We start from the raw sequence: 25,705 nt of genomic DNA, 5'->3' as shown, positions 1-25,705 counted from the left end.
GTGACTCGTTTTACAGGCGAATGAGCGGAGCGACGCGCGCGCCGCCCCGCTCTACAACGCGATACTCAAGGCTCGAGGTTGAGTTCCTGAATCTTGCGCGTAATCGTATTACGGCCAATGCCGAGACGCTCCGCTGCTTCGACCTTGCGTCCACGCGTGAAGTCGAGCGCTTCGCGAATCACGGCGGCTTCGAACCGGCGCGCGAGTTCGTCCATGACGTCCGCCGCATTCTCGCGCAACATCCGCGCGACTTCGGTGCGCAAGCCGCCTTCCCAGGCGCTGACGGTGTTCGCGACCGGCATGCCGCCCGCCGCGGCCGGATGCGCCGCGGCGCTCGTGCCGTTGACCGGCGCGCCACCTGCGAGGCCCGCATCTCCCGTTCCGATCGCACCGCCACCGCCGGCCAGATCGGTCACGCCGGCTTGCGCGGGGCCGAGATCAGGCGGCAAGTCCTTGATCTCGATGGTCTGCGCCGGCGCCATCACCGTGAGCCAGTTGGCGAGGTTCTCCAACTGACGCACATTGCCCGGAAACGGCAACGACGCGAGATAAGCCAGCGCTTCTTCAGACACGCGCTTCGGCTCGACACCGAGGTCGCGCGCACTCTTTTGCAGGAAGTGCCGCGTGAGCAGCGGAATGTCCTCACTGCGCTCGCGCAAGGCCGGCAAGCGCAGGCGGATCACATTGAGCCGGTGATACAAGTCCTCGCGGAACAGACCCTGACGCACGCGCGATTCGAGATTCTGGTGCGTCGCCGCGATCACGCGCACATTGGCGCGCAACGGATTGTGGCCACCGACGCGATAGAACTGCCCGTCCGACAGCACGCGCAACAGACGCGTCTGCAAATCGAACGGCATGTCGCCGATTTCGTCGAGAAACAGCGTGCCGTTCTCGGCCTGTTCGAAGCGGCCCTGGCGCATGGCCTGCGCGCCGGTAAACGCACCCCGCTCGTGGCCGAACAATTCGGATTCCAACAGATCCTTCGGAATCGCCGCGGTGTTCAGCGCGATGAAGGGACCGTTCGCGCGTGGGCTATGTCGGTGCAACGCACGCGCGACCAGTTCCTTCCCGGTGCCTGATTCGCCGGTAATGAGCACGGTTGCCGCGGAATGGGACAAGCGGCCGATCGCGCGGAACATGTCCTGCATCGCCGGCGCCTGGCCGAGCATTTCCGGTGCTTCGGTAACGCGTTCGTCCCACGTCTGTTCGCCGCGCATGCTTTCGTCCACGGCACGGCGAATCAGTTCGACCGCCTTGTCGACGTCGAACGGCTTGGCGAGGTATTCGAACGCGCCGCCCTGGAATGCGGCGACCGCGCTATCCAGATCCGAGAACGCCGTCATGATGATGACGGGCAAGCCCGGCACCTTGTCACGTACGGTTTGCAGCAGTTCGAGGCCGGAGCCGCCGGGCATCCTGATGTCGGACACCAGCACCTGCGGGCTGTCGTGGTCGAGCGCGGCCGACGCCTCGCGCACGTTCGCGAAGCTGCGGGTCGCGAAGTTTTCGCGGGCCAGTGCTTTTTCGAGCACCCAGCGAATCGATTGATCGTCGTCTACTATCCAGATCGGCTTCATATGGGTCGGTCAGAAGTCTCAAGAGTGCCCCCAAACCTGTCGCTTCGCGGCAGGCCCCCCGAAGGGGAGTGAGAAAACGTGGGCGGCCCGGCGTTTTCTCACGAGGCATTGGTGTTAGCAGTCGAGCGGCAGCAGAATCTGAAACTCGGTGTGGCCCGGGCGGCTATCCACTTCGATCAAACCGTCGTGCTGTTGCACGAAAGTCTGCGCGAGCGTCAGTCCGAGACCACTACCGTCCTCGCGCCCCGACACGAGCGGATAGAAAATGCGGTCACGGATTTCTTCGGGAATGCCTGGGCCGTTGTCAGTGATATGCAAGTCCAGTGCCAGCTTACATAAGCGTTTCGACACCGTAATCTTGCGCGCGATGCGAGTGCGCAATTCGATCCGCGCATCGCCTTGAGAAATACGTTCGCGCAACGCTTCAGCCGCGTTGCGCACGATGTTCAGGAGCGCCTGAATCAACTGCTCCTTGTCGCCGCGCAGGTCCGGCACGCTCACGTCGTAATCGCGTTCGATGGTGAGGCCGCGCGGAAACTCCGCGAGAATCACCTGGCGCACGCGCTCGCACACTTCGTGGATATTCACGTCGCCGACGATATGCGGATGGCGGTGCGGCTCGAGCAGCCGGTCGACCAGCGTTTGCAGCCGGTCCGATTCCTTGATGATGACCTGCGTGTACTCGCGCAACTCGTCGCGCTGACGCTCGCCGAGTTCGAACTCGAGCAGTTGCGCCGCGCCGCGAATCCCGCCGAGCGGATTCTTGATCTCGTGCGCGAGATTGCGGATCAGTTGCTTGTTGACCGCCGTGAGGTCGTTGATGCGCTCCTCGCGGTCGGTGCGTAAATGCCGCTCGTTTTCGAACAGTTCGAGCAGCACGTAGTCTTGCGCGCCTTCCAGGAAACCGACGATCGCATGCACATGCAGCGGCTCGTGGCCCGGACGTTCGAGCACGGCGTCCAGATGAGTCGCGTGAAAACGGTGGGCGGCGATCGCGGAAATGGTCGCGACCAGTTCGTCGGCATTCGAGAAGATGTCCGGCCATGCCATCTGCGTCAGTTGCCGGCGCGAGAGGTCCAGCATCGACTCCGCCGACGGGTTCGCAAAGGCGACGCGCAGCGTGCGCTTTTCGAGCACCAGCACGACCGTCGGCAACGCCTCGAAGCCCGGCAGTAAACCGGAACTGACGAGCTGAGCGTCGTCCGAGAGCGCCTGCTCGTGCCCTTTCCTTGCCTTGATCAGATTCTTGAGAACCATCTTGCAGTCTGGCCGATAGGAGATGGTGATAAACCGGTGATGCGCTTTTTTGTGTTGCTCTTTGCCCATTGCCCGCGAGCCGCAAACGTTGTGCGCGGTCTAACGAAAAAGGGACGGCGCCGCCGTCCCTTCGTGACCGATCGCGAGCGTCGGGCAAAGCACTTCGCCGTGTGAAGGGCGAAGCGCCATTGCCGCTTACAGCGAGTAGTACATTTCGAATTCGATCGGGTGCACCGACTGACGATAGCGTTGCAGCTCGCCCGTCTTCAGTTCGATGTACGCGTCGAGCATCGAATCCGTGAACACGCCACCGCGCGTCAGGAATTCGCGGTCAGCGTCCAGCGCGTCCAGCGCCTGGTCGAGGCCGGCGCACACGGTCGGGATCTTTGCATCCTCTTCCGGCGGCAGGTCGTACAGGTTCTTGTCGGCAGCTTCGCCCGGGTGAATCTTGTTCTGCACGCCGTCCAGACCCGCCATCATCAGCGCGGAGAAGCACAGGTACGGATTCGCCATCGGATCCGGGAAGCGCGTTTCGATACGGCGGCCCTTCGGGTTCGACACGTGCGGAATACGGATCGATGCCGAACGGTTGCGAGCCGAGTAAGCCAGCTTGACCGGTGCTTCGAAGTGCGGCACGAGGCGCTTGTACGAGTTCGTCGACGGGTTCGTGATCGCGTTCAGCGCGCGAGCATGCTTGATGATGCCGCCGATGTAGAACAGCGCGAATTCCGACAGACCTGCGTAACCGTTGCCTGCGAACAGGTTCGTGCCGTCTTTCCAGATCGACTGGTGAACGTGCATGCCCGAACCGTTATCGCCGACCACCGGCTTCGGCATGAACGTTGCCGTCTTGCCGTACGTGTGCGCGACGTTGTGGATGATGTACTTCATTTGCTGCAGCCAGTCGGCGCGTTGCACCAGCGTCGAGAACTTGGTGCCGATCTCGTTCTGGCCTTGGCCCGCGACTTCGTGGTGGTGCACTTCGACCGGAATGCCGATCTGTTCGAGCAACAGACACATTTCCGAACGGATGTCCTGGAACGTGTCGACCGGTGCGACCGGGAAATAGCCGCCCTTCGTGCCCGGACGGTGGCCGGTGTTGCCGCCTTCGAATTCCTTCGCCGACGACCACGGTGCTTCTTCCGAACCGATCTTGATGAAGCAGCCCGATTGATCCGTGTTCCACTGGACCGAATCGAAAATGAAGAATTCCGGTTCCGGACCGAAGAATGCCGTGTCGCCGAGGCCCGTGCTCTTCAGGTAGGCTTCAGCGCGCTTTGCCAGCGAGCGCGGGTCGCGCTCGTAGCCCTTGCCGTCCGCCGGTTCGACGACGTCGCAGGTCAGCACGAGGGTGGATTCTTCGTAGAACGGGTCGATGAAGGCCGTGTTCGCATCCGGGACCAGCAACATGTCCGAGGCTTCGATGCCCTTCCAGCCGGCAATCGAAGAACCGTCAAACGCATGGCCGCTTTCGAACTTGTCTTCATCGAATGCCGACACCGGCACCGAAACGTGTTGCTCTTTGCCGCGCGTGTCGGTGAAACGAAAGTCGACAAACTTGACGTCTTCGTCTTTGACGAGTTGCACGACGTCGGCCACGGATTTACTCATAACCTTTTCTCCTGATTAACGAATTCGGCGGATTCAGCCGCCGCCCAATCTAGCTGACCCGTCCCGGCGCGTCCACCCTCAATCGTTGAGGAGGAACATAAAAGTCTGCCTGGACAAATCGATCGGCACCAATAAAGCAGCTTCTGTGCCACGTATGCGCCAACCCGGAGCAGAACCACAGTGCGCGCGCGTTTGCGGGGAATGGGCGCACCGAACGGCATGCAGCCCCGAAATCTTTGGACGATACGTCGCACCAAATACGTGCATTCGCCAAATCGGCAACGGCCAACATTTCTATTTTGGTGCATTTCACGAAACTTGCACCATGTTTGCGCATTCGCCGGATCGCGGCGCACGCCCGTTCGCGGCCGCTCGCGCCACACGTGCACGCCTCGCGCCGCGCGCTAGAATGATCATTTGGTCCGAAGGAGATTTGCGCTCATGAGCACGCTCGAACAGTTGTACGCCAGCGCGGACAAACGCCGCACCGAGAATCAGTTGCCGTACGCGGGCGCGATATCGCCCGCCGAAGCGTTCGAACTGCTGCAGCTCGATCCGCGCACGCGTCTCGTGGATGTGCGCACCCGCGCCGAACTCGATTGGGTCGGCCGGCCGGTGATCGGCGACGGACAATACGCGCACGTGGAATGGACGCGCTATCCGGGCGCGGTGCCGAATCAGGAATTTCTCGCGCAGTTGAAGCAGGTCGCCACGCCGGATACGCCCGTGCTGTTCCTGTGCCGCAGCGCCGCGCGCTCGAAGCTCGCCGCGATCGCCGCCACGCAGGCCGGTTTCACGAAGGCGTATGACCTGCTGGAAGGCTTCGAAGGCGACAAGGACGGCCAAGGGCATCGGAAGACGGTGTCGGGCTGGTGCTTTCGCGGGTTGCCGTGGATCGGCGCGTGAGTGCGGCGGTTGTGTGGCGCGCGGTTGCCTTGCGGTCACCTGATCGCTGCGCGACCGCTGCGTGATATTTGCTTGTCGCCGCGGCTCGTCGACGCCGCCTCAAAACCGTCCATTGAGGCGCGCACGTGAGGACAGGCACATCGTCGGCGCCGAATGTGACAGGCCGATGATCCGCCTCTGCCGCGCTCAGAATCGGCGACGAGCGCGATGAAAAACGGGCGCCGCAGCGCCCGAATCAAGACAAGCGTATGTCGCGCGAATCAGCCGCGCGGCTTCGCCGCCGCAGCCGCCGCCTCGGGCTCGACGATATCGCCGCCCAGCAGGTGCACGCCTTCCCGCAGCTTGACGAAGGCCGCCGCCACCGCTTCGGGCTCGCCCTTCACGCCCAGATCGATGTGATGCCGCGCGTACACGCCGCCGCGTTCCGCATCGCCCACGCTCGGCAGACTGAAGACCCGCACGCCCGGAAAATCGCGTTCGATTTTTTCCATCAGCGGCGTGAGGCGCGACTCCGGCAACTCGAACACCAGCAGCGACTTCTCCGCGTGCGGCATGGCGTGATGCAGATGCGCGTATTGCGTATCCAGCACCCACTCGATCATCGGCCACGCCATCACCGGGAAACCCGGCACGAAGTGATGCTGCCTGATCGAAAAGCCCGGAATCTTGTTGTAGCCGTTCGGAATGATCGACGCGCCCTGCGGATACGTGCCCATATTCAGGCGATGCCGGTTCTCCGGCGACTCCAGATCGAGCGGCGTGGCCGCGTTCGCCGGATGCATGTCGCGGATGCGCTCCTGAATCAGCTTCGCGGCTTCCGGATGCAGTTCGAGCGGCACGCCGAGCGCGGCCGCCGCGCATTGGCGCGTGTGGTCGTCCGGCGTCGCGCCGATGCCGCCCGTGGAAAACACGATGTCGCCCGAGGCGAACGTGCGCCGCAGCGTCGCGGTGATGCGCTCCGGATCGTCGCCGATATACTCCGCCCAGCCGAGCGACAGCCCACGCGCGCCCAGCAATTCGATGACCTTCGGCAGATGCTTGTCGATACGCCTGCCCGACAGGATTTCATCGCCGATGATGATGACGCCAAATGCCATTGCCGCCTCTTTTTCGCTTAGTCAGTAATTCATCAGTAGGGAAGCGGCGCCGCGTGCCGCACGCCGCCGTGCTCATCCGCGCGCATGCGTTGCAACGCGCGCAAACAGTAGTAGCCGAACCATAACGCCGAGAACACGAGGATGAACGCATAGATCCAGATCGTCACGGCCGTGACCACCGGGAACAGCACGATCAGCCAGACCGACGACGCCCACAACAGCGTAGGCAGCGAACCCAGCAAGCCGCTCGCGATGCCGATCAACAACAGCGGCAAACGGAAACGCCGCACCAGCGCGCGCCGCTCGTCACGCGTGGCATGCAGCGCGAGCGCGTCGTAGCTCATCACACGATACGTCAGCCAGCCCCACAGCAGCGGCGGAATCAGCGCGAAGAACGGCGGCACGAGCCAGAGCGGCAACGTGACGATCAGCAGCACCAGACACACCAGCGTGGTCCACAACGCCTGTCCGAGGCTACCGTACCACGTTCCGCCGCGGCGCATTTCCAGGCTCGGGAATTGCCTTGCCGACAGGAAGCGGATCACCGCGGGCATCGACAGCGTGGCGATCAGCAGCAGCACCGTGACGACGATCAGCGGAATCGTCATCGCGATCACCATAAACGGCGCGATCGCCGCATGCAGCGCTGAAAAACCGAGCCAGTCGAACAGATGATAAAGCGTGAGCGTGAACGACCAGCCCTCGAGCCAGCTGCGGGTCGCACCGATCAGCGTCTGCCAGGAAAACCACAGGATCACGCCCCACCCGACCGTTGCCGCGAGAAACGGCATGAAGGTCAGCCAGAGCATGCGCGGGTGGAGCGCGCTCGTGAGCGCGCGCCCGAACGAGCGCAACAGGTCATTCATGCGAGCCAGTGCCGGTGAACGAAACGATGGAATGGAGTGAACCGCGCGACAAACCCGCCGGGCAGCCCGGCGAAGGGTCGCAAACGTGAACAGGATAAACCACGTGACGCGGCGCCGGGGAAACCGGCGGCGTGGGAGGAAGCGCGCTCAAACGGCGGCGGCGTCGTTGCTTTCGGTGCGGCGTTTCGGCGAAAGACGGCCGGCGATACGTACGAAAGCAAGCCAGTGCTGCGCCCAGAAACCGTCGCCGTAACGGCGGCCTTCGAGTTGATCGCTGATGCCGGTCGGCTCCATCTCGCGGCTCCATGACACGCTGCGGAACAGCATGTCCCACCACGGAAACAGCACGCCGAAGTTGCAACCGTATTTCAGCCCTTCGTGGCCATAACCAATGGCGTGGTGACGGCGATGGAAGGTCGGACTGACCAGCAGGCGCTCGCCCAGCCAGCCGAAGTACAGGCGGATGTTCGCGTGCTGGACACTCTGCGCGAGATTCGTGATGGCGACCAGCACGACGAACTGCGACGGCGGCACACCGATCACCAGCGCGATCACCGCGAAGAACGAGGCTTGCAGCAGATCGTCGAGCAGATGGTTGCGGTCGTCGGACCAGAGCGACATCTGCTGCTGGCTGTGATGCACCGCGTGCAGTTCCCACCACACGCCGATCCGATGTTCCCAGCGGTGATACCAGTAACCGGCGAAATCAAGCACCAGCAGATACATCACGAACGTGACGAGCGGCTGCGTGGTCACGCCCGGCCACAGATTGTCGAACTCGATATTCGAAATGTTGTGCAGTCGCAGCCACGCCTGCACGGTGTCGAAGAATGGCTGGAGCGCGAAGAAAAAGAACAGGTTCAGAATGCCGAGCTTGGCGATCCACGTGTAGATCACGTCGACGCGCACCGCCTTGCGGGTCTCCCACTTCTCTACCGGACGCAGCGCTTCGAGCGGGCGCAGAACCGCGTACATGGCCAGTACTTCGACGACGCCCACGATCACCCAGTACAGGCTGTCGTAGGTGTCTTCGTCGTAATCCATCAGATCGAAGCGGAACAGCAGCGGCTGTACCACGTCGACGTACAACAACGTCTGCACGGCGGAGACGAAGTTGTCGAGGGAAGAAAAAATCAGATGGAACATGGTGCTGGTCTGGTTACTTCATCCGTGACGGTTCGCGTGGTGCGGCATGGGCCCCTGCATCAAGCGCCGTTCGGCGCCGTGACCGGCGCGCGATTGAAGAAATAGATGCCGTGCGGCGAACGGCCGACAGCGATCGTCTGGATCAGCTTACGCGTTGTCAGGTCGATGATGCCGACGTGCTTCGCGAAGCGGAACGTAACCCACAGATAGCGTTTGTCGGCGGAAAGTTCCATGTCGTCCGGTCCCGGCATCAAACCGGTGATGTCGCCGACGTTGGTGAGCGTGTCCTCGTCGATGATGCTGATCGTGCTCGCCACGCGGTTCGACACCGCGACGTGCTTGCCGTCAGCCAGCGAACGGAAGTTGTGCGCGCCGTTGCCGGTGTGGATCGTCTTGACGATCTTCTGGTTGCGCCAGTCGACCACCGCGACGTAGTCGGCGCCGGTCATGCCGACCAGCAGGTATTTCTCGCCCGGCGTCATCCACAGGCCCGCCGGCACCTTGCCAACCTTCATCTTCCACTTGACGGTTTGCGTGGCCAGGTCGATCGCGGCCAGTTCGCCCGACACCTGCAGCGTGACGAATACCGTCTTGCTGTCGTTCGTGAACGCCATGTGGCTCGGCATGACCGCGAGCGGCAAGCGCGAGGCCAGCGTCATCTGGTTCTTCTGGCCGTCGTAGTGATAGATGTCCAGACGGTCCAGACGCAGGCCGGTGGTGACCAGCCATTTGCGGTCAGGCGAAAAACCGATCTGGTACGGATCTTCGATGTTCTCGACCCAGCGCTGCACCTGGCCCGTTTTCGGGTCGACGAACATCAGATTGTTCGACACCGAATTCGCGACGATCAACGACGAATTGTCCGGCGTGGCCATCAGGTGGTGCGGTTCCTTGCCCGTGGGCACCGTGCCGACGACCTGGCGGGTCGCCTCGTCGATCAGGCTCAGCGTGGCTTCGCCGGAATTGAGCACGATCACGTTGTTGGCGTGGGCCGCCGGAGAAAAAAAGCCTGTGGCGGCGACCAGCAGCGCGCCCGCAGCGACCGTGGCAGTCAAGCTGGGAAGAAAAAATTTACGCATGAAAACTCACTTCGGAGAACAACCATCATTGTAGAACGTTTGCCGGGGCCAGCGGTTGACGCAGATCGGTCTGCGGGGCAGGAGAAATGAGGGACACGATGGGCCGTGGCGGCTGGATGGCGAGCCGCGCGGGGCAACGTGCGATCACCTCTTTTTTGAAACGCCGGCAATATGTATCACGCTTGACATGTCGAATCTCACTGAAAGCTCATAGATACAAGAACACACTCAGATTAAATGATTCATTTTCAGAAAAATCTTCGAATGCTCTTTATTTAATTCTATTTACGCTCCTGCAAACTAAGACACGCCCACATAAAATGATTTTTCCACACTCGTTGCAGATTTAACTGATATCCCCGTCCCGCCGCCAAATCGGACAATCCTGCCGCCTCATCGCCCACCTATCAATCTTGTGGGTGAACGGGCATGACGCGGGTGTTTCGCACGAGCAAAAAAAGACCGCCAAGGCGCTAACGCAGCTAAACCAACGGCTGCCGACTTTCATTTTTGCGCAATTTATCAGGGCGATGAAATCCTTGCCGGCTTACCCGCGCTCATGCACCGTCCACGCACGCAATACCGCGGAGTTTCTAAAACAATGAAAAGCAATAACCCATTGGTTTGGTGTGAAACGCCGGAAACCTGGCTGGCATCGCCGACGACGGCAAGATCAACGGCAAAGCGCACGACGACTCGCAAGAAAGCCATCGCCCAAGCGGTACTGGTTCTGGCGGCATTGTCCTGGGGGGTGTCGGTGGCACACGCCACCGTATTTTTTGCGGGAGCCCCGGTTAATCCCGGCTTGGACGCGGATGCGCTCGCCACGGGCGTTGGCTCGATTGCAGCAGGCATCGCGGCACAAGCGGCGGGCCCCTATTCAATTGCGCTCGGCATGCAAGCGAACGCGGTAGGCCTGTATTCCATGGCGTTGGGCAAGCAATCAGGCGCGCTCAGCGATGGCGCGATTGCGACGGGCTTTCAGGCAACGGCGTCAGGCACGTTTTCGATTGCGACGGGCGTGCAATCGACCGCGCAAAAATACGGCTCGATTGCAACGGGTGTGCAAGCGAGCGCGCTGGGCAATAGCTCGACCGCGATTGGCGTCAGTTCCTATGCGAAGGGCGACAACTCAGTGGCCGCAGGCGCGCAAGCGAAAGCGGCCGGTACGAATGCTGCCGCGATCGGTCATCAGTCTGCCGCAGGCGGCACGGGCTCTTTCGCTGGCGGCGATTCAGCTCTGGCGGCGGCCGACTACAGTATCGCGATCGGCAATCAGGCCGCTGTCAGCGAGGTGGGGGCGATGGCATTCGGCGGATTCGCGCAGGCGACCGGCGTCAATGCCACTGCTCTTGGCTACGCGGCAACGGCCGGCGCGGCGGGCGCTGTGGCGCTCGGCAACAATGCGGCTGCCACCTCGGCCAACAGCGTCGCATTGGGCGCGAATTCCTCCACCGCAGCGGACCTGTCCCAGACAGCTTTTGCACCGGCTGGATCGGGCGCAACGGCGATCGCGGCGTCCACCCCGGCGGGCGAAGTGTCGCTCGGTTCAGCGAACCAGGAGCGCCGCCTGACGAACGTGGCAGCGGGCGCGGCGGCGACCGATGCGGTCAACGTGAGCCAGTTGCGTGCGGTCGATGGCAAGGTCGACACCATTGCGCAGAGCGGCACCCAGCACTACTTCAAGGCCGATGGCGTCGCCGACGGTTCTGACGATGCAGTGGCAAGCGGCACACATGCGGTCGCGGCTGGCGTAGGCGCAAGCGCGACCGGTGCCGATGCGGTCGCACTCGGCTCGAACGCCGCTGCCCGCAGCGTCGGTTCTACAGCGCTAGGCGCGAGCGCTGCGGCCAACGCACCGGGCTCAACCTCGATCGGCGGCTCGTCCGTTGCCAGCAGCGTCGGCGCCACGACGGTCGGTGCGTATTCGAGCGTGACGGGCGTCGGGAGCGTCGCGCTCGGCTACATGGCCACAGCGAGTTCGGATGGCTCCGTGGCCCTCGGCCAGAATTCGGTGGCCGACCGCGTGAACACGGTGTCGGTAGGCTCGGCGGGGCAGGAACGGCAGATCACGAATGTCGCAGCCGGTACCAACGCGACCGACGCCGTCAATCTCAGTCAGTTGCAAGCCGCCAGCGCGAACGCCTCGCGCTATTTCAAGGCGAACGGACTCAACGACGGCACCGACGACGCGTCGGCCACCGGTAGCAACGCGGTGGCCATCGGCAGTTCAGCGCTCGCTGCGGGGCAAGCCGGATTTGCCGCCGGCACGAGTTCGCAGGCGAACGGCAATTTCGGCACGGCAGTCGGCAGCTTCGCAATCGCTGAAGGTGACGGTTCAACCGCTCTCGGCTATGTGGCCAGCGCAGCGGGCGCGAATTCGACCGCGCTCGGATATCAAGCCAGCGCTGCAGCCGCCAACTCCGTCGCACTCGGCCAAGGCTCGGTCGCGGACCGGGCGAACAGCGTGTCCGTCGGCGCAGCGGGCCAGGAACGCCAGATCACGAACGTCGCGGCCGGCACCGCCGACACCGACGCCGTCAACGTCGCGCAGTTGAAAGCCGTGAGCGACCAAGGCGCCGCCAATGCCGCGAAGCTCGACGGTGCGGTCATGTATGACCAGAACGCCGACGGCACCATCAACAAGAACAGCGTCACACTCGGCGGCGACGCGGCGAACGGCGGCACGGTCATCCACAACGTCGCGGCAGGCGTGGACGCAACCGACGCGGTCAACGTCGCTCAACTGAACGCCGCCATCGACGGCGCCGTCAGCAACGTCGTGGTCAATACCGCCAATCCGTTCTTCAGCGCGGAAGGCAACCGCGATAGCGAAGGCGCCGTGTCCTCCGGCACCCGCTCCGTCGCCGCGGGCGCCAACGCGCAGGCCACCGGCACCAACGCTACGGCCATCGGCGCGAATTCGCTGGCGAGCGGCGCAAACGCCACGTCACTCGGCGCAAACTCCGTCGCCAGCGGCGCCAACGCCACCGCGCTCGGCGCAGCAGCAAACGCCAGCGCTGACAATTCCGTCGCATTAGGCCAAGGCTCGATCGCGGACCGGGCAAACAGCGTATCCGTCGGCGCAGCGGGCCAGGAACGCCAGATCACCAACGTCGCAGCCGGCGTGCAAGGCGCCGATGCCGTCAACGTCAACCAGTTGCAGCAAAGCGTCAGCGGAGCAGTGAGCCAGGCGAACAGCTATACGGACGACCAGATCCGCTCAGCCCGTCGCGACAGCTACGGCGGCACGGCATCCGCGATGGCAATGGCCGGTCTGCCGCAGGCCGTCATGCCGGGTCACGGCATGGTCGCAATGGCCGGTGGCACGTACGCCGGCCAGTCGGCGTTGGCCATCGGCGTATCGCAGCTTTCGGAAACGGGTAAGTGGGTCTACAAGCTGCAAGGCACCACGGATTCGCGCGGCCAGTTCGGCGCGTCGATCGGCGCCGGCATGCACTGGTAGGCGGAACTGGCAGGACAGGCCGGGCCAAGCCGAGTCACGAGCAATCGCCTGGCCATCGACGTTGCAGGTGCGACGAGCGCGGGACCGACAAAAGCCCCGCGCCGTTCTGCGCGCGCCGTCATTCCCACAAGGCATGGCGGCGCGCGCGTTTTTATCCGCGCCGCGAAGGGCAGCCGGGCCATAACCGAAGCCACCCGCATGAGGCGGCAGCGCACAGCGCGCCCTCGCCCCTCACGTCGATCAGCGCTGCATCGACTCCCACACCTTGTAAAGCCGCTTCACCGAAACGGGCATCGGCGTACGCAACTCCTGCGCAAACAGCGAGATCCGCAACTCCTCCAGCAGCCAGCGGAACTCCGACAAGCGCGGATCGAGCACGCCGCCGCGTTGCGCCACCGCGCGCTGATAGTTCTGCAGCAGCGGCTGGAATTCGGCGAACTGCCGCGCGTCGCGCGCGGGGTCCGCCTTCAGCTTGTCGATGCGCAGCGCGATCCCTTTCAGATAGCGCGGGAAATGCGCCAGTTGCGCGTACGGCGTGTCGACCACGAAGCGCTTGCCGATCAGTCCGTCGAGCTGGTTCTGCAGATCGGCGTGCGCCGCCGTGAACGACTTCGCCTGCACCAGCTTCTTCGCGACCGTCGCGTATTCGCTCAGAATTTGCCCGACCAGCCGGGCAATTTCCTGAGCCAGTAACGTCAGGCGGCTACGGCCTTCGTCGCGGCGCGTGTGGAAACTGGCGTCGTCGTCGGGCAACGGGTCTTGCAGACAGGCGCGGTCGAGCGCGGTGTCAATCAGTTGGTCGCGCAACTCTTCCTGCGTGCCGCGCGGCATGAACTGCATCGCCATTTCGCGCAAGCCCGGCAGATTCTTTTCCAGATACTTGATCGGCTCCTTCAGCTGCAACGCGAACAGCCGGCGCAATCCCGCGCGATGAATCCGCGCGGCTTCGTCCGGTGAATCGAACACTTCGACGTCGCAGTGCGTGCCGCGATCCACCAGCGCCGGATAACCAAACAGCGTCTGCCCGCCCCGGCGGATTTCGAGCAACTCGGGGAGCTTGCCGAAGTTCCACGTCGTCAGCTTTTCATACAGCGCCGTGCCTTGAGTGCCGGCTTGCGGCGCGGTCTGCGGACCTGGGGCGGCAGCGCCCTTGCCTCGCTGCGCCGCTCCACCGGCCGCACCGGACGCTTGCGACGGCGTCGCGACACCGCCGCCGCCCGCGTCCGCCAACGCTGCGCCCGCCGCACTCGACGCGATCTTCTGGAAATGCTGCTGCGCCTGGCCGCCGAGTTCGGCACGCAGTTGCGACAGATTGCGGCCCATCGCTAGCTGACGCCCATGCTCGTCGACGACCTTGAAGTTCATGAACAGATGCGGCGGCAAGGTCTCGAGCTTGAAGTCCGACTGCTTCATCGCGACCTGGGTCTGCTCGCGAATATCGGCGATCAGCGACTCGAGCAAACCGCCCGCCCCGAAACGCGGACCGCTATGCCGGTCGACGAAACCCGCCGCGTACTCGGGCAGCGGCACGCAATGACGGCGCAGCTTCTGCGGCAAGGACTTCAAGAGCAGTTGCGTCTTCTCTTTCAGCATGCCGGGCACGAGCCATTCGCAGCGCCGCGCGTCGACCTGATTCAGCGCATACAGCGGCACCGCGAGCGTCACGCCGTCGCGCGGCGAACCCGGCTCGAAGTGATAGGTAAGCGCCATTTCGACGCCCGCCATCGTCATCCGTTTCGGGAACAGATCGGTGGTCACGCCGGCGGCTTCGTGCCGCATCAAATCATCACGCGACAGATACAGCAGGCGCAGCTTGTCTTCCGGCTGGCCGCTCTTTTTCACCTCGTCGCGATACCAGCGTTCGAACGACGCGCCGGTGTAAATGCCCTTCGGCAGCGCCTGATCGTAGTAGGCAAAAATCAGCTCGTCGTCGACCAGCACGTCCTGGCGGCGCGACTTGTGTTCGAGCTGCTCGATATCGGCGAGCAGCTTGCGGTTGTGCGCGAAGAATGCGAGCTTCGTATCGAACTCGCCTTCCACCAGCGCGCCGCGAATGAACAGCTCGCGGGCGCGCGCCGGATCCTGTTTGCCGAAGCTCACGCGCCGCCGGTGATAGATCGGCAGGCCGTACAGCACCGCGCGTTCGAACGCCGAGACCTGCGCCGCGCGCTTTTCCCAATGCGGCTCGGAAAGCGACTTCTTCAACAGATGCGCGCCGATCTTCTCGATCCACTCCGGCTCGATCTTCGCGATGCAACGCGCGTACAGGCGGCTCGTCTCGACCAGTTCGGCGGCCATCGCCCACTTGCCGGCTTTCTTCACCAGCGCCGAGCCCGGCCACAAATAGAACTTGATGCCGCGCGCGCCGAGGTAATACGGCTCGTCGTCGGCCTTGAGACCGATATTGCCGAGCAAGCCCGTCAGCAGCGCAAGATGGATCTGCTCGAAAGTCGCTTCCGCTTCGTTCAACCGCCAGCCGTGCTCGCGCACCACCGTCAGCAGTTGCGAGTGCACGTCGCGCCATTCGCGCAGGCGCAGTTGCGACAGGAAGTTCTTGCGGCACTCCTCGTGCAACTGCTTGTTCGACTTCTTGTGCGCAATCGCTTCTTCGAACCAGTTCCAGATTTTCAGCCACTGCAGGAATTCGGAGCGCTCGTCGGCGAAACGGCGATGCGCCTGATCGGCCTGCTCCTGCGCTTCGATCGGCCGGTCGCGCGGATCCTGCACGGACAAGGCGCTCGCGATGATCAGCACTTCCTTGAGCGCCTGCTGGTCGCGCGCGGCCAGAATCATCCGTCCGACGCGCGGGTCGAGCGGCAGGCGTGCGAGTTCGCGGCCGAGCGGCGTGAGCTGGTTGTCGTCGTCGACGGCGCCCAGTTCGTTGAGCAGCTGATAGCCGTCGGCGATCGCGCGGCCCGGCGGCGGCTCGATGAACGGGAAGGTCTCGATCGCCGTCAGATGCAGCGACTTCATGCGCAGAATCACCGACGCCAGCGACGAGCGCAGAATTTCCGGATCGGTAAAACGCACGCGGCCCTGGTAGTCGCTTTCCTCGTACAGGCGAATGCAGATGCCATCGGCCACGCGCCCGCAACGCCCGGCCCGCTGATTCGCGGCGGCCTGCGAAATCGATTCGACCTGCAACTGCTCGACCTTGTTGCGATACGAGTAGCGCTTTACGCGCGCGAGGCCGGTATCGACCACGTAGCGAATGCCCGGCACCGTCAGCGAGGTTTCGGCGACGTTGGTGGCCAGCACAATCCGGCGCGCGTTCGAGGTGCGGAACACGCGCTCCTGTTCGGCCGCGGAAAGACGCGCGAACAGCGGCAGGATTTCCGTGTGCGGCGGATGGTGCTTGCGCAGCGCCTCGGCGGCGTCGCGGATTTCGCGCTCGCCGGGCAGGAACACGAGCACGTCGCCGGGGCCTTCGCGGCAGAGTTCGTCGACGGCGTCGACGATCGCGTCCATCAGATCGCGATCGGTTTCGCGCTGGCTTTTCGGCCGGTCGCCACGCGGCGCGGACGACGCATTGCCTTCCGCGGCCTTCACGGCCGGGCTGTCTTCCGCGACCGGCCGGTAGCGCACCTCGACCGGATAAAGCCGCCCGCTCACCTCGATCACCGGCGCGGGCTTTTCTTCGCTGCCGAAGTGGCGCGCGAAACGGTCCGCGTCGATCGTCGCCGAGGTCACGATCAGCTTCAGATCGGGGCGCTTGACGAGAATTTCCTTCAGATAGCCGAGCAGAAAGTCGATGTTCAGGCTGCGCTCGTGCGCCTCGTCGATGATCAGCGTGTCGTACGCTTTCAGCAGAGGATCGGTCTGCGTTTCGGCGAGCAGGATACCGTCGGTCATCAGCTTGACGGAGGCGCCCGGCGACAGATTGTCGGTGAAGCGCACCTTGTAGCCGACCACTTCGCCGAACGGCGTGCCGAGTTCCTCGGCGATGCGGCGGCCCGTCGCCGACGCGGCGATCCGGCGCGGCTGCGTGTGGCCGATCAGACCGGAGCCGCCCGCGCCGAGCCCGCGCCCGAGTTCGAGGCAGATTTTCGGCAGCTGGGTGGTTTTGCCGGAGCCCGTCTCGCCGCAGACGATCACCACCTGATTCTGGGCGATGGCTTTGGCGATTTCCTCGCGACGGCCCGACACGGGCAGCGCTTCAGGATAGGTAATCGGCGGAATCGGATTGGGCTCGACCACACGTGGAGCGCGCGGCGGCCGTGGTTCGCGCGGCGGCTGCTGCTCGCGGCGGCCGGCGCTGCGCTCGGCTTCGCTCGCCGCTGGCGATTTTTGCGCGGGCGCGCCGCCGGACTCGCGGCGCGGCTCCGCGCCTTGCGCCGATGCGTGCCGCGGCTGATCGCCACGACCGCCGCCTTTCTGCTGATTCGCGCCCGGCACATTCGCGGGCTGAGCACGCCGATCGCCACTTCGCTGCGTCTGCTGGCCGTGCGGCGCATTCTGTTTCTGCGGACGCCCCGGGTTGTGGCCCGGGCCTCGACCTTCCTTGCCGTGAGGCGGCTGCGACTCGCCACTTCCGGCGTGTTTCGCCACGTCGCCACTTTCCTGACCGCGGGCTTCACGGCCCGGATTATTTCTCTGCGCCGACGCCTGCGCATTTTCCGCGGCGCGCCGCGGCTCGCGCGCCGTGTGCGGCGCGTTGCGTTCGGCGTCCTGCGCATCGCGGCGCTTCGCGTCGCCGGCCTTCACCTGATCGGCGGCCGGCGCCGGATTCTCGTTCGCCGCAGCGGGACTTTTGGGTACATTCGACATGGGGGCGCATTATAATCCCCGGCATGAATTCCCAAACCGACCTCGTCCCCGCGCCCGCGAGCGCTCCGGCCCCCGCCGGAGCAACGGAAGATCTCGCCCAGCACGCGCAATTCGTCGACTGGATGCGTTCAGTCGCCCCTTACATCCATGCATTCCGTAACAAGACGTTCGTCGTCGGGTTCGGCGGCGAGGTGGTGCATCAGGGGCTCCTGAACGCGCTCGTGTCCGACATCGCGCTCTTGCAGGCCATGGGCATCCAGATCGTGCTGGTGCACGGCTCGCGTCCGCAGGTCGAGGAGCAGATGAGCCTGCACGGCGTGGAGTCCGAGTTTTCGCACGGCATGCGAATTACGGATGCGCGCGCGCTCGAGTCCGCAAAAGAAGCGGCCGGCGAAGTGCGTCTGGATATCGAGGCCGCCATCAGCCAGGGTTTGCCGAATACGCCGATGGCGCACGCGCACATCAGCGTGGTGTCGGGCAACTTCGTGACGGCGCGGCCGGTCGGCATTCTCGACGGGGTCGATTTCGCTCACACCGGCGTGGTGCGCAAGATCGACGCCGATTCGATCCGCCACTCGCTCGCGAGCCGCAAGCTGGTGCTGCTCTCGCCGCTCGGCTTCTCGCCCACCGGCGAGGCCTTCAATCTGGCCATGGAAGACGTGGCGTCCGCGGCCGCGATCGCGCTGCGCGCCGACAAGATCGTGTTCCTGACCGAAACGCCGGGCCTGATGGAAGCCGGCGAAAACGGCCCCGAACTGGTGCGCGAACTGTCGCTCGACGACGCCTACAAGCTGCACGAAAGCGGCGAGGTCACCGGCGACGCGGGTTTCTATCTGAAGCACTCGATCCGCGCCTGCCGCGGCGGCGTGGCGCGGGCGCACATCATCCCCTACGCGCTCGACGGCAGCCTGCTGCTCGAACTGTTCCTGCACGACGGCGTGGGCACGATGATCTCGTACGAGAACCTCGAAAGCCTGCGCGAAGCCACGCCGGACGACGTCGGCGGCATTCTTGCGCTGATCGAGCCGCTCGAATCGGACGGCACGCTGGTGCGGCGCGGCCGTCACCAGATCGAACGCGACATCGACCACTTCTCGGTGATCGAGCACGATGGCGTGCTGTTCGGTTGCGCGGCGCTGTATCCGTACACGCAGGAGCGCATCGGCGAAATGGCGTGCCTGACGGTCGCGCCCGAAGCGCAAGGCACCGGCGACGGCGAGCGACTGTTGAAGCGCATCGAGCAGCGCGCGCGGGCGCGCGGCCTGACGCGCATTTTCGTGCTCACCACGCGTACCGAACACTGGTTCCTCAAACGCGGCTTTGTCAAAGTCACGGTCGACGACCTGCCGGAAGACCGCCGCCGACTCTATAACTGGCAGCGCAAGTCGCTCGTGCTGATGAAACAGCTCTGAGCGGCCCTATATATATATAGCGACTGCCCGCCCCCACACCGATTTTAGGAGAAGCACAGCATGACTCGTATGGTTCAATGCGCGAAGCTCGGCAAGGAAGCCGAAGGCCTCGATTTCCCGCCGCTGCCGGGCGAACTCGGCAAGCGGATCTACGAAAGCATCTCGAAGGAAGCCTGGCAGGCCTGGTTGAAGCAGCAGACCATGCTGATCAACGAAAACCGCCTGAACATGGCTGATCCGCGCGCACGCCAATACCTGATGAAGCAGACCGAAAAGTTCTTCTTCGGCGAAGGCGCGGACACCGCGCAGGGTTATGTGCCGCCATCGGCTTAACTGAACGCTTTCGCGCTTCAGGCTGCATCACCGAAATCCGCGCCGCGTGCGCGGATTTTTTTCGCGTCTACACGCCGCCAGATTGACCGGGGCGACGCTGCCAGATTCGCGGCCCCGGCAGCGCCGAAAGAATTCTCCAAACGGTACATTTTCCCGCCGTTTTAAGCCCCTTTTCCAGACCGCCAGGATCCGCTCAACCCCCCGCCCCGCAAGGGATTGAGCGCCCCCGCCAAGGCCCCCGCCGAACATCGGGTTTGCACGATCCTCTGCTATCGTGCTATCATGTGCCTCGTTCCAACAGCATTTCACCTTCATTCACGTTCTCTTCAATCTGGCGCGCAGTGCGTGTGCCATCCCGAACTGAACAGTTTTTATACAAGAAGGCTCGTCGGTCGCTTCCCCGTGTCATGCGCCCCCTCGTGGGCCACATGAGCGGCGAATAAAAGCACCGGCCTTTTTCGTTTCAAGCCTTCCAGCGGCGCATGGGCCAGCTTTCAGCCACCCCAGCGTCCTCATGCACCTGCCCCCCTTCCACGGCCACGCAGGTGCAACAGTCAGCACAATCTAGACGAGTGTTTTTTCGCGACCTGTCTCGCGAGGCACGGGCGTTCTGCTTTCCATCGCGCCCAGCTCCATCGCCCTCAGCGGCGACGGAGACGCTTTTCGCCTTGCTCGCGAAACTGCACTCCCAGCAACCGTGGCGGAACGTTCATGCGCATCATGAGTTTCGTCGCAGTCATTGGAGTTTTCACCTTGACCGCTTCCAGCAACGGCTTCTGGCGACACCACAAAGAAGAACAACGCCTCTCTCTCGACGACATCACCGTCGTCGACAAATCTCTCCTCAAGCGTGCCGTCGGCGCCATGGCGCTCGGCAACGCGATGGAATGGTTCGATTTCGGCGTGTACAGCTACATCGCTGTCACGCTCGGCAAAGTGTTCTTCCCGTCCGCCAGTCCGGCTGCGCAGTTGATCGCCACGTTCGGCACGTTTGCCGCGGCGTTCCTCGTGCGGCCGGTCGGCGGCATGGTGTTCGGGCCGCTCGGCGACCGTATCGGCCGACAGCGCGTGCTCGCCATGACCATGATCATGATGGCGCTTGGCACCTTCGCGATCGGTCTGATCCCGAGCTACACGACGATCGGCATTTTCGCGCCGGTGCTGCTGCTGGTTGCGCGTCTGGTGCAAGGTTTCTCGACTGGCGGCGAGTACGGCGGCGCGGCGACCTTCATTGCCGAATTCTCGACCGACAAGCGCCGCGGCTTCATGGGCAGCTTCCTCGAATTCGGCACGCTGATCGGCTATGTGCTCGGCGCGGGTACGGTGGCCGTGCTGACCGCGACGCTCTCGAACGATGCGCTGCTTTCGTGGGGCTGGCGTGTGCCGTTCCTGATCGCCGGCCCGCTGGGTCTGGTGGGTCTGTATATCCGGATGAAGCTCGAAGAAACACCCGCGTTCAAGAAGCAGGCCGAGCAACGCGAAGCTGAAGACAAGGCCGTGCCGAAGCAGTCGTTCCGCGAGTTGCTCATGCAGCAATGGAAGCCGCTCTTGCTGTGCGTCGGCCTCGTGCTGATCTTCAACGTCACCGACTACATGGCGCTCTCGTATCTGCCGAGCTATCTGTCGGCCACGCTGCACTTCAACGAAACGCACGGCCTGTTCCTCGTGTTGCTCGTGATGGTGCTGATGATGCCGATGACGCTCGCGGCCGGCCGTCTGTCCGACACGATCGGCCGCAAGCCCGTGATGCTGTTCGGTTGCGTGGGTCTGTTCGCACTGTCGATTCCCGCCCTGCTGCTGATCCGCATGGGCACGGTGCTGCCGGTGTTCGGCGGCCTGATGATTCTCGGCGTGCTGCTGTCGTGCTTTACCGGCGTGATGCCGTCGGCGCTGCCTGCGCTGTTCCCGACCCGGATCCGCTATGGCGCGCTCGCGATCGGCTTCAATATCTCGGTATCGCTGTTCGGCGGTACGACGCCGCTCGTGACGGCATGGCTGGTCGACCGTACCGGCAATCTGATGATGCCCGCGTACTATCTGATGGGCGCGTCGCTGATTGGCATCGTCTCGGTGATGGCGCTGCGCGAAACCGCCCGCAAGCCGCTGCTCGGCTCGGGCCCGTGCGTGGCCACGCGCGCGGAAGCGCATGCCGTGCTGCGCGGCGAGCGTGAAGCCGAAGAGATGGACGAAGGCTATGCGGCAACGGCTACGGCGCGCGCCTAAGGGCGAGTTGTTCGACTGTTAGTGCGAGTTGTTAGAGAACGGGCCGGCAAAATTGCCGGCCCGTTTTTTTATGGCACCAGCGAATCGAAGCTCGCGCTGGCGTGAGCGCCTTCGACGATCAAGATGCCCGCCGAAATCGGCAGCTTGAAGCGCCGCGGCCCGGCACTGCCCGGATTGACGAACAGCACGCCGTCGCGCTCGCTGATCAATGGCTTGTGCGAATGGCCCGTCACCACCACGTTGATGCCCTGGCTGCGCGGATCGGCGCCCACGTCGGCGATGTCGTGCACGACGAGAATCGTCACTTGCTGCACGGTCAGCGTGGTGTGTGTCGGCAGCGACGCGGCCCAGTCGCCGGTGTCGTTGTTGCCGCGCACTGCCGTGAGCGGTGCAATCCGCCTGAGCGCTTCGAGCACCGCCTCGTTGCAGATATCGCCCGCGTGAATGATCGCGTCGCAACCGGCGAGGTACTGCAAGGCCTCGGGACGCACGAGATTGTGCGTGTCGGAGATCAGGCCGATTCGGGTGTGTGTGGATTGTGGGGTGCGCAAAGTCATGTTGGAAGTATCGGGCAAATGAGCGGACGGCGTGCGCTGTCGTTTCGCATGAGCAAGTGTTCCGCGTGCTTCGAACTGCGTTGAACCGGTGCGCTCAATCCGCCGACTGCTGCTCCGCGAGCTCATGCGGCACGCGCTGCACCGGCCGCTCCGCGTTGAGCATCCGCCGCGTCGCGCCCTGCACGACGATCGAGACCAGCGCCGCGCATGCGAAGCTCAGCCACACGCCATACCGCGGCAGCATCGTAGCGGTCACGGCGAAGAACGCCGCGAACGAGGCGCGGCCGGTCACCATGCCGCGCATCAGCAAAGCGACGAAGTCCGCGCCGTGCGCGCGCTGCGCCGACACCGCGAGCACGATGCCGAGCAAGGGAAACACCGACAGCAGTCCGCTCCAGGTCGCGCCCAGCGACGCGGACAGCGTGGTCACCGCGACCGTCAGCAATGCGCCGGCGAGCATGCGCACGGCGAGGTCGCCGAGTCCGAGGCGCGCCGCCGGCACGTGACCAGTCACGCGCGGCAAGCCGCTTTGCGACACCGCCACGGCGACACAGGCCGCCGCCACCGCCCATGCAAGTCCGGCCGGAAGCTGCGTGAGCAGAATGGCCACGCCGACCCAGCCCACCATGCCGACGACCAGCGCGAGCGGCCACGCGACACGCCGGCAAGCCCACGCATACGCAAAATTGAAGGCTTCCGACGCGGCAATCGCCGCGATCGAGGCCACCGACGCCTGCGCCGCGAACGACGGACCGCGCTCCAGCGCGAGCAGCAACACGATCGGCCCGGCGACTACCGGCAGCCCCGCGAGCCACCCCGCCACTGACGGCCCCCACACGCGCCCCGCAACGGTCAGCGCAGCGAGAAACGCGGGCACCAGTACGACTTTGAGCGCGAGCAGCAAGCTTACGATTCCAGCAGGTGTTCGATGCGCCGGTCCGGAACCAGCCACCACGCGGCAGCCAGCGTATAGAGCGCGGCCGAAACCCACGGCGCGACAAACGCCAGCGCAATGCCCGCCAGATAAATCACGACCGAGACCTTGCCCTTGAAGTCGTTGCCGACCGCTTTGGCGAGGGTCGAGTCCCCGCCGTGCTCGCGGATCAGCACGCCCGTCAGAATGAAATACGCGATCGACGACATGAACAGCACGACGCCGTACATCGCGGTCGGCCAGGAGGCCAGATGGTTTTCGCCGGCCCAATGCGTGACGGCCGGCAGCAGCGACAGCCAGAACAGCAGATGCAGATTGGCCCACAGCACCGCGCCGTTGACCTTCTGCACGGCATGGAACATGTGATGATGATTGTTCCAGTAGATGCCGACGTAGATGAAGCTCAGCACGTACGCGCAGAACACGGGGAGCACCGGACGCAGCGCGGCGAGATCGAAGCCTTCCGGCACCTTCAACTCGAGCACCATGATCGTGATGATGATGGCGATCACGCCATCGCTGAAGGCTTCGACACGTCCCTTGCCCATCGGTTGGATTCCTGATGATGAATGCGGTTGCGCGCACCGTTCGCCCGCATTCCGCAGACGACCCGCGCCGTTGCCGATTATCCGCGATGGCCCAACGCTTTGTCGATGCGCCTGATCGATCGCCAGCGTGCCGCGCTCAGGCTGAAGCGCCGTCCGGGTAGTAGACGGCGAGCCACACGCTGGGCTCCTGATCGCTCGTCCATGCCACCCGATGCCGGCAATGCGCGTCGATCAGCACGTGATCGCCGGCCTTCATCCGATGCGGCTCGGCCTCGCCTTCGAATTCGAGCGCCGCCGCGCCGCTCAGCAGCACGACCCACTCGGCGCGCGGACTGTCGTACCAGAAGCCCGGCGGGCTGGCATGCCCCATCGAGACGATCCGCTCGATGCTCACGCCGCCCTGCTCCACGAACGTGTCGACCTGCTCGTCCGCACCCGCTGATGCCCGGTCGTCGAACAGATTGCCGCTTCTGATTGCGCGCTGCACCGTGTGTGCTCCGCTTGTGTGCGCCGCTCACTTCATGGGCTTGAGTCCATCGAGCAAGGTCGGCACCAGTTCGCTGATGGTCGGGTGGATATGCATCGCATACTCCAGCGTCGGATACGGCGCGCCCGCCGTCATGATGTCGATGAACGTGTGCAGCGCCTCATCGCCTTCAATGCCGTGAATCGCCGCCCCGAGAATCTGCTTGCTCTCCTTGTCGACCATCACCTTCATGAAGCCGTCGGTCTCGCCGCGTTCGCGCGCGCGGCCCACTCGCGTCATCGGCATGGTGGCGATCAGCGCGTCGCGGCCCGCCTTGCGCACCTCGGCCTCCGAGGCGCCGACACGTGCGAGCGGCGGGTCGACGAATACCGCATACGTCATGATCCGCGTATCGACGCTGCGCGAGCCGCCGTCGAGCAGATTGGCCGCGACGATCTGATAGTCGTCGTAGGAGGTGTGGGTGAACGCGCCGCGCCCGTTGACGTCGCCGATCGCCCAGACGCCCGGCACGTTGGTGCGCAACTGGCCATCGACCGGAATCGTGCCGTGTTTGTCCGTCGTGATGCCGGCGGCCGCGAGGCCGAGGTCGTCGGTATTCGGCTCGCGGCCGGTCGCGAACAGCAGGTGCGACGCTTCGAGCGCGGGGATGTTCTGCTCGAAGCCGATGCACACTTCGTTCTCGCGATGCGGATGCGGCTCGACCCGTGAAGGCTGCACGCCGAAGCGGAACTCCACGCCCTCGCGGGCCAGCACCTTGTGCACGGAATCGGCGAAATCGGCGTCCTCGCGGGTGAGCAGGCGCTCGCCGCGCACCAGCACGGTCACCTGGCTGCCGAAGCGGCGAAAAATCTGCGCGAATTCGAGCGCGATATAACTCGCGCCGACGATCACCAGATGACTCGGCAATTCGGTCAGGTCGAGCAAATTGGAGTTGGTGTAGTAGCGAATCCGCTCGAGCCCGTCGAGCGGCGGCACGACGGCGCGCGTGCCTGTATTGATGAAGATTTCGTCGGCGCTGATCTCGTCGAGCAGGTTGCCGTCAGGCCCGCTGATAGCGAGCGCATGCGGTTCGGTGAAGCGCGCGTGGCCTTTGAACACGCTCACGTTCTTCGTGCCGCGCAGCCATTTCTCGACGCCGTCGCGCGACTGCCCGATGATCTCGTCCTTGCGCGCCTTGACCGCGGCCAGGTCGACGCTGATCGCGCCGCCCACCTGCACGCCGAGTTCCGCGCAATGACGCGCGACATGCGCCGCGCGGGCGCTCGCCACATAGGATTTGGTCGGCGTGCAGCCGACGTTCACACAGGTGCCGCCAAAGGCAGCCCGTTCAATGACCGCGGTTTTGCGGCCGCTTTGACCGAGACGCACGGCGAGCGGTGAGCCGCCTTGTCCCGTACCGATCACAACTGCGTCGAAGTGCTGTGGCATGGCAACTC

Annotated in this window: 18 protein-coding genes; 5 read left to right on the top strand and 13 right to left on the bottom strand. The window is 64.2% G+C overall.

The window, feature by feature from the left end; all coding sequences use genetic code 11:
- Positions 1 to 65: 65 nt before the first annotated feature.
- The 3 genes from ntrC to glnA all read right to left on the bottom strand — a co-directional run bounded on the left by ntrC (position 66) and on the right by glnA (position 4,448).
- Positions 66 to 1,580 carry a nitrogen regulation protein NR(I) gene (gene ntrC, locus P0D96_RS10810; protein ID WP_408313366.1) on the bottom strand — a complete coding sequence of 505 codons (1,515 nt, stop codon included), beginning with the start codon at positions 1,578 to 1,580 and terminating at the stop codon, positions 66 to 68.
- 114 nt (positions 1,581 to 1,694) lie between these two features.
- The gene (glnL, locus tag P0D96_RS10805; RefSeq protein ID WP_342960366.1) at positions 1,695 to 2,837 is read right to left on the bottom strand and encodes a nitrogen regulation protein NR(II); all 1,143 of its coding nucleotides are present in this window, start codon (positions 2,835 to 2,837) and stop codon (positions 1,695 to 1,697) included.
- Positions 2,838 to 3,032: 195 nt separating this feature from the next.
- The gene (gene glnA, locus P0D96_RS10800; RefSeq protein WP_073427532.1) at positions 3,033 to 4,448 is read right to left on the bottom strand and encodes a type I glutamate--ammonia ligase; all 1,416 of its coding nucleotides are present in this window, start codon (positions 4,446 to 4,448) and stop codon (positions 3,033 to 3,035) included.
- Positions 4,449 to 4,889: 441 nt separating this feature from the next.
- On the opposite strand from glnA, the gene P0D96_RS10795 reads away from it, so the two are divergent.
- Entirely contained in the window at positions 4,890 to 5,354 is a 465-nt protein-coding gene (locus P0D96_RS10795; protein WP_012433603.1) for a rhodanese-like domain-containing protein, read from the top strand.
- A 260-nt stretch (positions 5,355 to 5,614) separates the two neighbouring features.
- On the opposite strand, the gene P0D96_RS10790 is transcribed toward P0D96_RS10795, so the two are convergent.
- From P0D96_RS10790 to P0D96_RS10775, 4 genes are all read right to left on the bottom strand, one after another.
- A complete protein-coding gene (locus P0D96_RS10790) occupies positions 5,615 to 6,451 on the bottom strand; it encodes a competence/damage-inducible protein A (protein ID WP_408175832.1) in 837 nt (278 codons plus the stop codon).
- A gap of 32 nt (positions 6,452 to 6,483) precedes the next feature.
- On the bottom strand, positions 6,484 to 7,317 hold the full coding sequence (locus P0D96_RS10785) for an EI24 domain-containing protein (RefSeq protein ID WP_408175831.1): 834 nt from the start codon (positions 7,315 to 7,317) through the stop codon (positions 6,484 to 6,486).
- A 147-nt stretch (positions 7,318 to 7,464) separates the two neighbouring features.
- On the bottom strand, positions 7,465 to 8,463 hold the full coding sequence (locus P0D96_RS10780) for a sterol desaturase family protein (RefSeq protein WP_132373806.1): 999 nt from the start codon (positions 8,461 to 8,463) through the stop codon (positions 7,465 to 7,467).
- Positions 8,464 to 8,522: 59 nt separating this feature from the next.
- Positions 8,523 to 9,542, bottom strand: coding sequence for a YVTN family beta-propeller repeat protein (locus tag P0D96_RS10775; RefSeq protein WP_408313364.1), 1,020 nt, complete (start codon positions 9,540 to 9,542; stop codon positions 8,523 to 8,525).
- Positions 9,543 to 10,143: 601 nt separating this feature from the next.
- Between P0D96_RS10775 and P0D96_RS10770 the strand changes: the two genes are divergently transcribed.
- Positions 10,144 to 13,008, top strand: coding sequence for a YadA-like family protein (locus tag P0D96_RS10770; protein ID WP_408313362.1), 2,865 nt, complete (start codon positions 10,144 to 10,146; stop codon positions 13,006 to 13,008).
- 240 nt (positions 13,009 to 13,248) lie between these two features.
- On the opposite strand, the gene hrpA is transcribed toward P0D96_RS10770, so the two are convergent.
- Positions 13,249 to 17,775, bottom strand: a complete 4,527-nt coding sequence (gene hrpA / locus P0D96_RS10765; RefSeq protein ID WP_408313360.1) for an ATP-dependent RNA helicase HrpA — start codon at positions 17,773 to 17,775, stop codon at positions 13,249 to 13,251.
- 23 nt (positions 17,776 to 17,798) lie between these two features.
- Here hrpA and argA point away from each other — a divergent pair, with 23 nt between their 5' ends.
- The 3 genes from argA to proP all read left to right on the top strand — a co-directional run bounded on the left by argA (position 17,799) and on the right by proP (position 21,743).
- The gene (argA, locus tag P0D96_RS10760; RefSeq protein WP_132373802.1) at positions 17,799 to 19,187 is read left to right on the top strand and encodes an amino-acid N-acetyltransferase; all 1,389 of its coding nucleotides are present in this window, start codon (positions 17,799 to 17,801) and stop codon (positions 19,185 to 19,187) included.
- A 60-nt stretch (positions 19,188 to 19,247) separates the two neighbouring features.
- The gene (locus tag P0D96_RS10755) at positions 19,248 to 19,520 is read left to right on the top strand and encodes an oxidative damage protection protein (protein ID WP_007181244.1); all 273 of its coding nucleotides are present in this window, start codon (positions 19,248 to 19,250) and stop codon (positions 19,518 to 19,520) included.
- Between the two features lie 720 nt (positions 19,521 to 20,240).
- On the top strand, positions 20,241 to 21,743 hold the full coding sequence (proP, locus tag P0D96_RS10750) for a glycine betaine/L-proline transporter ProP (RefSeq protein ID WP_408313466.1): 1,503 nt from the start codon (positions 20,241 to 20,243) through the stop codon (positions 21,741 to 21,743).
- Positions 21,744 to 21,811: 68 nt separating this feature from the next.
- Here the strand turns inward: proP and P0D96_RS10745 are convergent, their stop codons facing one another.
- The 5 genes from P0D96_RS10745 to P0D96_RS10725 all read right to left on the bottom strand — a co-directional run bounded on the left by P0D96_RS10745 (position 21,812) and on the right by P0D96_RS10725 (position 25,697).
- Positions 21,812 to 22,300, bottom strand: a complete 489-nt coding sequence (locus tag P0D96_RS10745) for a metallophosphoesterase family protein (RefSeq protein WP_408282973.1) — start codon at positions 22,298 to 22,300, stop codon at positions 21,812 to 21,814.
- 94 nt (positions 22,301 to 22,394) lie between these two features.
- On the bottom strand, positions 22,395 to 23,201 hold the full coding sequence (locus P0D96_RS10740; protein WP_408313464.1) for a hypothetical protein: 807 nt from the start codon (positions 23,199 to 23,201) through the stop codon (positions 22,395 to 22,397).
- 5 nt (positions 23,202 to 23,206) lie between these two features.
- Positions 23,207 to 23,782 carry a TMEM175 family protein gene (locus P0D96_RS10735; RefSeq protein ID WP_132373799.1) on the bottom strand — a complete coding sequence of 192 codons (576 nt, stop codon included), beginning with the start codon at positions 23,780 to 23,782 and terminating at the stop codon, positions 23,207 to 23,209.
- A 136-nt stretch (positions 23,783 to 23,918) separates the two neighbouring features.
- The gene (locus P0D96_RS10730; protein ID WP_408282976.1) at positions 23,919 to 24,269 is read right to left on the bottom strand and encodes a cupin domain-containing protein; all 351 of its coding nucleotides are present in this window, start codon (positions 24,267 to 24,269) and stop codon (positions 23,919 to 23,921) included.
- Positions 24,270 to 24,296: 27 nt separating this feature from the next.
- Positions 24,297 to 25,697 (bottom strand): FAD-containing oxidoreductase, encoded by a 1,401-nt coding sequence (locus tag P0D96_RS10725; protein ID WP_408175822.1) that lies wholly within the window; start codon positions 25,695 to 25,697, stop codon positions 24,297 to 24,299.
- Between the last annotated feature and the right edge of the window lie 8 nt (positions 25,698 to 25,705).

Origin of the sequence: Paraburkholderia sp. RL17-347-BIC-D (assembly GCF_046027915.1) — a bacterium.
Lineage (GTDB): Bacteria > Pseudomonadota > Gammaproteobacteria > Burkholderiales > Burkholderiaceae > Paraburkholderia.
This window is presented reverse-complemented; position numbering and strand designations above follow the sequence as displayed.